Genomic DNA, 7,562 nt, shown 5'->3' with positions numbered 1-7,562 from the left:
TCATTTAGTGGAGCGGCGAAAAAGTATTCCCACCGCCGCCCCACTGCTTTGTAACGAATTGTGTTCCAGCTCGCACCAACAAACTGCAATTTATGAAAAAGCCCGCTGACAAAAGTATCAGCGGGCTTTTGAGTGTCCGTTTCAGATGATCTTTTCCCCGTGATATACTTCGCCTTCGATATCCGGCTTGACACCGTAACCGATGGCCCATTCGCATTTATACTTGATGGCCTGGGCATGGATGCTCTCCATCCTGTCCTGCGTGCGGACGACCTTGCCCGGCACACCGACCACCAGAGAATTCGGCGGGATTACAGCATTCTCCTTGACCAAGGCACCTGCGGCAATAATGGAACCGCGACCAATCTTGGCACCAGTCAGCACCGTAGCGCTCATACCAATCAGCACATGGTCTTCAATCTCACAGCCATGGAGCACTGCGCCATGACCGACCGTCACATAATCACCGATGATGCAAGGATTGTCATCGGCCACATGCAGGCACACCAGATCCTGAACATTGCTGCATTCACCGATGGAAATATAGTTCACATCCCCCCGGGCAGACACCCCCGGCCAGATGCTGGAAAACCTTCCCACCCGCACATCGCCAGCCAAAAACACCTGCGGTGCCACAAAAGCCTCAGCATGGATCTGCGGGCGCAAGCCCTGAAACACATCATCTTGTAAAGTATACATAGAAAAAGTTACCTCCTCCCAAAAATCAGTTTCCCACCTGATTCTTGGCAAGTTCTAGGATATCCGCCTGATTCTTCGTACGGTCACCGGCAATCCGGGCAGCAATATCTTCCGGCGAACCCGCCTCCACAGCAGGTTCTTCTACGGCAGGCGGCGGTGCCTGTTTGGGCATCTTGCCCTGCATAGCTTCCAAGGCCTTGGCCTCCATTTCTTCCTGCGTTAGATCCGAACCGGGAGTAGCCACATAATATGGTTTTACCGTGAGCATTTCCATATTCATCTTATTGTTACCGAAATACACCTTGTGTCCTGTCTGAATCGGCTCCGACATGATTCTCTCCTCCTCCTGTCGTTTCCCCACATCCCAGTATACCGCCTCATCTGCAATAATCATCCAATATATTCATATGGACAAGGAGGTATACCAGTGTGAAGTTCTTCGACAAGTAGAAGGCGATTTCCTGCCTGCCTTAAAACATTCTTCCGCGCATATTACCGGTGAAGCGGCCAATCTCTTCCATAAAGGTCTTCCAGGCCTCGGGCATGGCTTCCCCGCGCAGGGTGTAGCTGCCAGCATCTTCCGTTCCATCCCGCCAAAGCAGTTTCCACTCTACTCTGGGCAGGTAATCGTCCGTTATGCTGTCCTGCTGGCACTGCCATTCAGCAGCATGCTCAGCAATGCGTTCCAGCAGCAACGGCACATTGCGCACGGAATCAAAGGCATGACGCTCCGATCCTAACCCCTGCTTATGCCGGGTAAAGACCAGGATATGTTTGCCTCGGTTGATGATCAGCTTTTCCACCAGGCTGATCTTTTTTTGTTTGGGCAGGTAGATACTGCCCCGGGGATTATCCAGCATATCATGCAGGATAATCGACACCTGCTCTAATTGCCGCACCCGGCTGATCTCCACCCCGGGAATCTCATTCATCAAGTCGATAAGGGCTGCCCAACCACCAGGATAGGCATTATCCCCCACGATACGGCGGCTTCCCATCTTACCATCCTTGAACGACAGATGCCACAGGCTGTGCACAGCCGGAGGTACTGGCGGCTGATAACTGGCACGCCAGGCTCCCAGATGCAGCTTTTCCAAGCGCCGCAGCCAGCGCCGCCCACCGTCCAGCGCCGCAAACTCGCCGTCATTCACTCTATAATGAAGCTGGCGCTCCCGCACCACGATTTCTACTTTTAATTTTAGTTCCTCTAATTCAAAACTAAGATGTTCTAACAATTCCCTTTGCCTCCGTAAATCAATCTCCCTACCATCATATTAAAGCCAAAGGGAAAGGTCAAGACCTTTCCCTCCAATCTGAAGTATTTATCGTTTTGCCGCCCACAATGTACCAGCACAAACCAGGATGCTTCCGAGCCATAACAGCCAGATACACGGTTTCACGCTGACGCTGGTGGTAATGGGCTGCCTGCTCTCAGTTTCTACGGAAGGCATGCTCTCAATACGGATCTGTTTCTGATTCTGCGTCACTCCGGTCAGGCGCAGGCGCTTCTGCCCGCCGAAGATTTCCACGGGTTTTGCCGTGCCGCCATCATGGGTGCCTGTGAGCACCAGATCCGCATGTTCAACAGTATTCCCATCGGTGATGGCTACATCAGCCGTAACCGTCATGCCCCCCTCATCATTCTTCTCCACCCTGGCCTTCTCAAAGCGGTAAGCAAAATCCTCATCCATGCTCATCCGCCCCTGCTTCAAGACCATCTCCATGCGGCCGTTGTCCTGTGGCGGCGTCGGGGCCAGATAGACATCTCCGCCAAGACCTTTGGCGATAGCCGGTTCCCGAGCGGCGTCCTCGCCATTGGCCCGCAATTTGGTCAGGGCTTTGACCTCCTGTCCATCCACCTGGTAGACATAATATTTCTCCCTGCCGCTTTCCAGGAAATCCTGCCCCATGAAGGTCACCTCATGGCCAAAAACATCATAGCTTTCGCCCACAACCATTTCCCTGCTATAGGACTGGCTGCCGGAACCTGCCAGCACCATGGCCAGCAAGGATATCGCCAGCCCAACATGAGCCACCATGCCGCCCATATTGATGCCATGCCTGCGCCAGGAAATGACGGTCGCCCCCAAGGCCATCAGGGAAACTGCAGCCAACAGCAAAGGAAGGAACTGCCGAACGCCAGCGGCATAACCGCAGCCGGCTCCCAATAATCCCAAGGCCACCAGCGGCATGCCGCCAGCCAATACCTTCCCTTCCCCATAACCACGCAACAGCGCACAGGAAATCGTCAGCAGCATGGCAATCGCCAATGGCATAGTGGTGCGCACATAGAAGTCCGTACTCACCGCCGCCGGCTTGCCGATAAGCTGGGTAAAGAGCGGCATGGACATCCCCAGGAAGATGATGGCGCTCATAAAGACCAACAACAGAGCTCCCAACAGCATGATGAATTCCCGACTGCCATAGGCGGGATAATATTCCCCCTGTGGCAGGCTCTTAGCCCGAACCAGCAGGAGCAACAGACCGGCCAGCAGGACTACTCCGTTGACCACAGCGATGGTCATGCCGATGCTCGTTCCCGCAAAGGAATGAACGGAAAAATCGCCCAAAATGCCGCTGCGCGTCAGGAAGGTCCCATAGAGCACCAGTGCATAGGCAAAGATGCCCGCCAAATGCACCATCGTAATCGCCGCTTCCCGTATCTGCGCTACCCGCAGCACATGGACAAAGATACCAGCCACCAGCCAGGGAACCAACGAGGAATTTTCCACGGGATCCCACCCCCAGAAGCCGCCCCAGCCCAGGACCTTGTAAGCCCAGTAACCGCCAATGAAGATGCCGGCTCCCAGGAATCCCCAACCAATCAGGGCCCAGTGGCGAGCGGCAGGCAGCCAGTCCTTGCCTTTCTGACCAGTGAGCAAGGCTGCCGCACTATAGACCAGCGGCACCGCCAGCAGGGCATAGCCGATAAAGATGATAGGCGGATGGACGGCCATCCATGGATCCTGCAGCAAAGGATTCAGCCCCACGCCATTTTCCACCACATTCTCGCTGGGCACGAAGGGACTTTTCGCCATGACGAGTACGGTCAGAAGCGCCATCAACGCCATATAGACCGCCATCCCCGCCGCCGACAAATCCTTCTTCACCGCCAGACACAGGCCGGCTGTGCCATGGATCAACAGCCAGAGCAGGAAAGACCCCTGCTGGCCAGCCCAAAAGGCCGAGAATTTATACATGGCCGTAAGCTCTTTGGACGAATAGCTGGCCACATAGGCGATATCAAAGCGATTCTGAAAAATCAATACCAGCAAATAAATGCTGGCCAGCAAGGCAGTAAGAAATGCCCCCATGGTCAAAAAACGGCCCCATCTCACCGTGCGCTCACTCTGCGCCGCAAAACTCAGGACCGCCGCCAGCGACAAGGCCAGCGTCAAAGCTAAACTGATTACCCCAACCAAGGCTTTCCCTCCTAAGAATGATTGCCGTGTCTACTTCTGCTGTTCGTACTTCGATGGACATTTTATCAACAGCTTGTCCGCTTCAAAGGCAGTGTCCCGATACTTGCCAATGGCCACGATATGATGGGCCTCGTCAAACTGATCGGGCTTCATGCCATGATAATGCACCAGCATGGTCTCCCCTGTATCTTCATCCTGCAACGTAAAGACGAAATTATCGCCCTCCATATGCGGAGCGGGCGCATTTGCCGCCAACAGCCCTTTGACCTGCACATTGCTTGTGCTCTTCTGTGCTTCGGCTATGCCTACATAGGGCGTCACCGCATCCATGAAACTCCAGCCTGCATAGGCCACAAAGGCCAGCAGCAGGACCCCTAGCAATACCTTACGATTCATAACCGTTCCTCCTGCAACAATTTCTCCGTCTGCTTTTTATGCAGCCAGTAAAAGATTCCCGTTACATCCAAAAGCGCCGCCAGCAGTACCGCCAGCATCAGAGAATCCATTGCCAGCCCCGTGCCATTGAGCACCGGCGAGGGATGCAGGGAAAAATACAGCCGCGGAATGATGAATACCAGAAAAGGCACAGTCAAAAAGGAAAACAGCGAATAGACCGCCGCCGCCCGCGCCCGCTTATGCCCTGCCGGCATGGCTCCCCGCAAGGTCAGATATGCCCCATAGATCAGCAGCAGCACAAAAATCGTCGTCTGCCGCGGATCCCAGTTCCAATAAGCCCCCCAGGTCAGCTTGGAAAAAATTGCCCCGCTGACCGTGGCCAGAATCACAAAAATAAAGCCCAGCTGCGCTGCCGCCGCACTTTTCACATCCGCTGACAGATCGTGCGCACGCAGATACCTTGCCCCTTGAAACGCACTGACACAAAAAGCAATCACGGCCACCCAGGCTACAGGAATATGGAAAAAGGCGATGCGCACATAATAGCCCAGCCCCTCCGCTGGCGGCACCACAAAAAATACCAGCCCCGCAATCACGAGCGTCAGGCCGCCCAATATCATTCCCATACGCAGTCCTCCAAAACTAATCCTAATCCTCATACCAGAGATAATCAAAGAGCACCGAAGCACCCACCGCCAGGATTCCATCATACAGGGCCATGCCCCCCAGGAAACCGACAGGCACCTCCCCTGCCCCCAGTGATGCTGCTGTCAGAAAGATTGCTGGCAGGAATACCGGCAGGATTATCGGCAGCATCAATACCGAAAACAGGCCACTTTTCACCTGTGCCCCAGTGACCAATGCCGCCAGCAAAGTTCCCGCCGCTGCCAGTCCGGCCACCCCCAGCAGCAAGGCCAGCACGAATGCCCCTGCCGCTGCCATTTCAGCTCCAATCAGGAGCAAAAACAAGGGGGTAATGAAGATCGTCAGCACCAATAACAGGAAAAAGGTATAGAGCATCTTGCCCCAAAGCACCGGCTGAGCACCGCCATAAAGCCTGAGCGCCAGCAAGGTACCTGCCGTATCCTCGTCGGCAAATACCCGGTCAGCCCCCGCCATGGATGCAAAGAAGATGATGATCCAGAGCAGAGCCGCCGCGAGCCGCGGTTCCAATACGCCCCCCTGCAGGGCAAGGCTCACACAGGCCAGCGTGGTCAGCGCAAACATGAACATCGCCGCCCAGGCCGCCTTGAAGCGCATGCCGACAGTAAATTCCTTTACAAAGACCAGCTTAACCGCCTGCCAGAGAGATGGTTTCATCTGCCAGCGCCTCCTCTCTGGTGTCATTCGTAGCAATCGCCATCAGCACGCCACGAGCTGCAGCCTGCCTCATTTCGGCGGCCAGCAAGTCGCGTCCGGCTTCATCAAGATTGGCTCCCGGTTCATCCAGCAGCCAGATATCAGCACCTGAAGCCAGCAGGACCGCCATTTTAAGCCGCTGCCGCATCCCCGTGGAAAATTCTCCCACATAGCTATGGGCCACAGCAGCTTCAACCAGGCCCACCCGCTCCAGCAAGTCGCGATATTCCCCTTCGTCCAACGTCATGCCCCGCATTCCCAGCAGGAAATCCATATTTTCCCGCGCCGTCAGCCGGTCATAAAAACGCAGTTCCGGAGTGACCATGGCCAGCCGCTGTCTCAAGGCATCCTTATGCAGTTCCACCCCATCGTCCGCGACCAGGACACTGCCGGAACTTGGCAGCAGCAGATGGCCTGCCAGCTTCAGGAAAGTAGACTTGCCACTGCCATTCTGCCCCGTGACAGCAGTGATTTTTCCTCCGGATAACCGTGCCTCCAGCGGCCCGAAAATCTGCCGTCCATGAAAGCACTGACTGACGCCTGTAAATGTAATCGTCACCATAACTCAACCCAACGCCGCCAATTTATCGGCATCCAGTTCCATCCAGTCCTCACCTACATAGAGCATCCCTTCGCTATGCATGGCACTGATTTCCCTTGTCAGGGCACTGCGGTTGCATTCCAGCTCCTTGGCCAGCTGCACACGGCCCGGCACACGGACTTTCCCTTTGCCTTGCCGCTGTTCCTTATACAGCAGATAGAGAATCAACCGCTCCCGCAAGGTCTTCTGGGACAGGATCTTGATTTTCTGCATCATCAACACATTTTTACGACAAAAGGCCTCCAGCAGATTCTTCATCACGATGCCATGCGTGCGCCCCAGTTTCGGCCCCGCCGTAAGCAGTGCCTTGTAGGGAATCCATAGCACCAGCACATCCGTCAGCGCTTCAATCGCCATATCATAAGGCACCTGCGGCATGATTGCCGAGGTACTGCCCAGCATCGCCCCGCGCTCCAGATTGTGGCTGACCGATTCATTGCCAAAACGATCCTCTGCTAAGACAATGGCCTCCCCCTCCACGATTGCACCAATATTATGGTTTTCCTCATATGCGTCCAAGATCCGGCTACCCTTTCCCACCCGCTTGATGGTTGCTCCCGTAGCGGCAATGAACTTATCCACTTCCTCCGCCGACACATCCCGGAACAAAGGCAGCTCATGCAAATCAAGATGATACACCTGCACAGCTCTCCCTCCTATCCATACACGATTCTTTCCTATTTGCTCTTGTTCTATTATAACAGTAAAAAACAAACGCCTACGTTGCCATTGCAACATCCTATTGTAATTATTCTAGCATAGGCAAGAACTTCCTGCATTGGAGGATAATACAAAAAGACGCTATAAAATTGCAGTTTGTTGGTGCGAGCTGGAACACAATTCGTTACAAAGCAGTGGGGCGGCGGTGGGAATACTTTTTCGCCGCTCCACTAAATGACCCGCCAGCAGAAGTAAGCATCTTCCAGCTACCTGCGCCGGGCAGGCCGGCGGCGCTCCTGTCAACGAAGCGTCAAGCATATACTGTTTGCGGGCCAGTCCTCACTTCGTTCGGACAGTCGTTCCGTCGGCGAAAAAGCATCCCCACCTCCACCCACCGTTACGTTTGAGTATATTGCTATGTTCCG

At 54.6% G+C, this 7,562-nt stretch carries 9 protein-coding genes; all 9 read right to left on the bottom strand.

The features are described from left to right. Positions 1 to 141: 141 nt before the first annotated feature. The 9 genes from BUB68_RS14615 to BUB68_RS14575 all read right to left on the bottom strand — a co-directional run bounded on the left by BUB68_RS14615 (position 142) and on the right by BUB68_RS14575 (position 7,122). Positions 142 to 699 carry a gamma carbonic anhydrase family protein gene (locus BUB68_RS14615; RefSeq protein ID WP_073092980.1) on the bottom strand — a complete coding sequence of 186 codons (558 nt, stop codon included), beginning with the start codon at positions 697 to 699 and terminating at the stop codon, positions 142 to 144. A 25-nt stretch (positions 700 to 724) separates the two neighbouring features. After that, positions 725 to 1,030: a hypothetical protein gene (locus tag BUB68_RS14610; RefSeq protein WP_073092978.1), complete on the bottom strand. Its 306-nt coding sequence runs from the start codon at positions 1,028 to 1,030 to the stop codon at positions 725 to 727. 139 nt (positions 1,031 to 1,169) lie between these two features. Next, the gene (locus tag BUB68_RS14605; protein ID WP_073092975.1) at positions 1,170 to 1,934 is read right to left on the bottom strand and encodes a hypothetical protein; all 765 of its coding nucleotides are present in this window, start codon (positions 1,932 to 1,934) and stop codon (positions 1,170 to 1,172) included. Positions 1,935 to 2,021: 87 nt separating this feature from the next. Beyond that, on the bottom strand, positions 2,022 to 4,121 hold the full coding sequence (ccsA, locus tag BUB68_RS14600) for a cytochrome c biogenesis protein CcsA (RefSeq protein WP_073092973.1): 2,100 nt from the start codon (positions 4,119 to 4,121) through the stop codon (positions 2,022 to 2,024). A gap of 30 nt (positions 4,122 to 4,151) precedes the next feature. Continuing rightward, positions 4,152 to 4,517 carry a cytochrome c maturation protein CcmE domain-containing protein gene (locus tag BUB68_RS14595; protein WP_073092971.1) on the bottom strand — a complete coding sequence of 122 codons (366 nt, stop codon included), beginning with the start codon at positions 4,515 to 4,517 and terminating at the stop codon, positions 4,152 to 4,154. Next, positions 4,514 to 5,143 carry a cytochrome c biogenesis protein gene (locus BUB68_RS14590; protein WP_073092968.1) on the bottom strand — a complete coding sequence of 210 codons (630 nt, stop codon included), beginning with the start codon at positions 5,141 to 5,143 and terminating at the stop codon, positions 4,514 to 4,516. Before BUB68_RS14590 ends, BUB68_RS14595 begins: the two co-directional genes overlap by 4 nt. Before the next feature lie 22 nt (positions 5,144 to 5,165). Further along, positions 5,166 to 5,837 (bottom strand): heme exporter protein CcmB, encoded by a 672-nt coding sequence (locus BUB68_RS14585; RefSeq protein WP_073092965.1) that lies wholly within the window; start codon positions 5,835 to 5,837, stop codon positions 5,166 to 5,168. Further along, positions 5,809 to 6,438 carry an ABC transporter ATP-binding protein gene (locus tag BUB68_RS14580; protein WP_073092963.1) on the bottom strand — a complete coding sequence of 210 codons (630 nt, stop codon included), beginning with the start codon at positions 6,436 to 6,438 and terminating at the stop codon, positions 5,809 to 5,811. Before BUB68_RS14580 ends, BUB68_RS14585 begins: the two co-directional genes overlap by 29 nt. Before the next feature lie 3 nt (positions 6,439 to 6,441). Then, positions 6,442 to 7,122 (bottom strand): Crp/Fnr family transcriptional regulator, encoded by a 681-nt coding sequence (locus BUB68_RS14575; protein ID WP_073092960.1) that lies wholly within the window; start codon positions 7,120 to 7,122, stop codon positions 6,442 to 6,444. Positions 7,123 to 7,562: the final 440 nt, after the last annotated feature.

This window comes from Pseudoselenomonas ruminantium (genome assembly GCF_900142515.1).
GTDB classification, from domain to species: domain Bacteria; phylum Bacillota; class Negativicutes; order Selenomonadales; family Selenomonadaceae; genus Selenomonas_A; species Selenomonas_A ruminantium_D.
Note: the sequence above shows the minus strand (reverse complement) of the source record. Positions and strands in the feature narration are given on the sequence as shown.

Coding starts and splice junctions, on each gene's coding strand:
- BUB68_RS14615 (WP_073092980.1), bottom strand. CDS start 699: ATGTATACTTTACAAGATGATGTGTTTCAGGGCTTGCGCCCGCAGATC.
- BUB68_RS14610 (WP_073092978.1), bottom strand. CDS start 1,030: ATGTCGGAGCCGATTCAGACAGGACACAAGGTGTATTTCGGTAACAAT.
- BUB68_RS14595 (WP_073092971.1), bottom strand. CDS start 4,517: ATGAATCGTAAGGTATTGCTAGGGGTCCTGCTGCTGGCCTTTGTGGCC.
- BUB68_RS14590 (WP_073092968.1), bottom strand. CDS start 5,143: ATGGGAATGATATTGGGCGGCCTGACGCTCGTGATTGCGGGGCTGGTA.
- BUB68_RS14585 (WP_073092965.1), bottom strand. CDS start 5,837: ATGAAACCATCTCTCTGGCAGGCGGTTAAGCTGGTCTTTGTAAAGGAA.
- BUB68_RS14580 (WP_073092963.1), bottom strand. CDS start 6,438: ATGGTGACGATTACATTTACAGGCGTCAGTCAGTGCTTTCATGGACGG.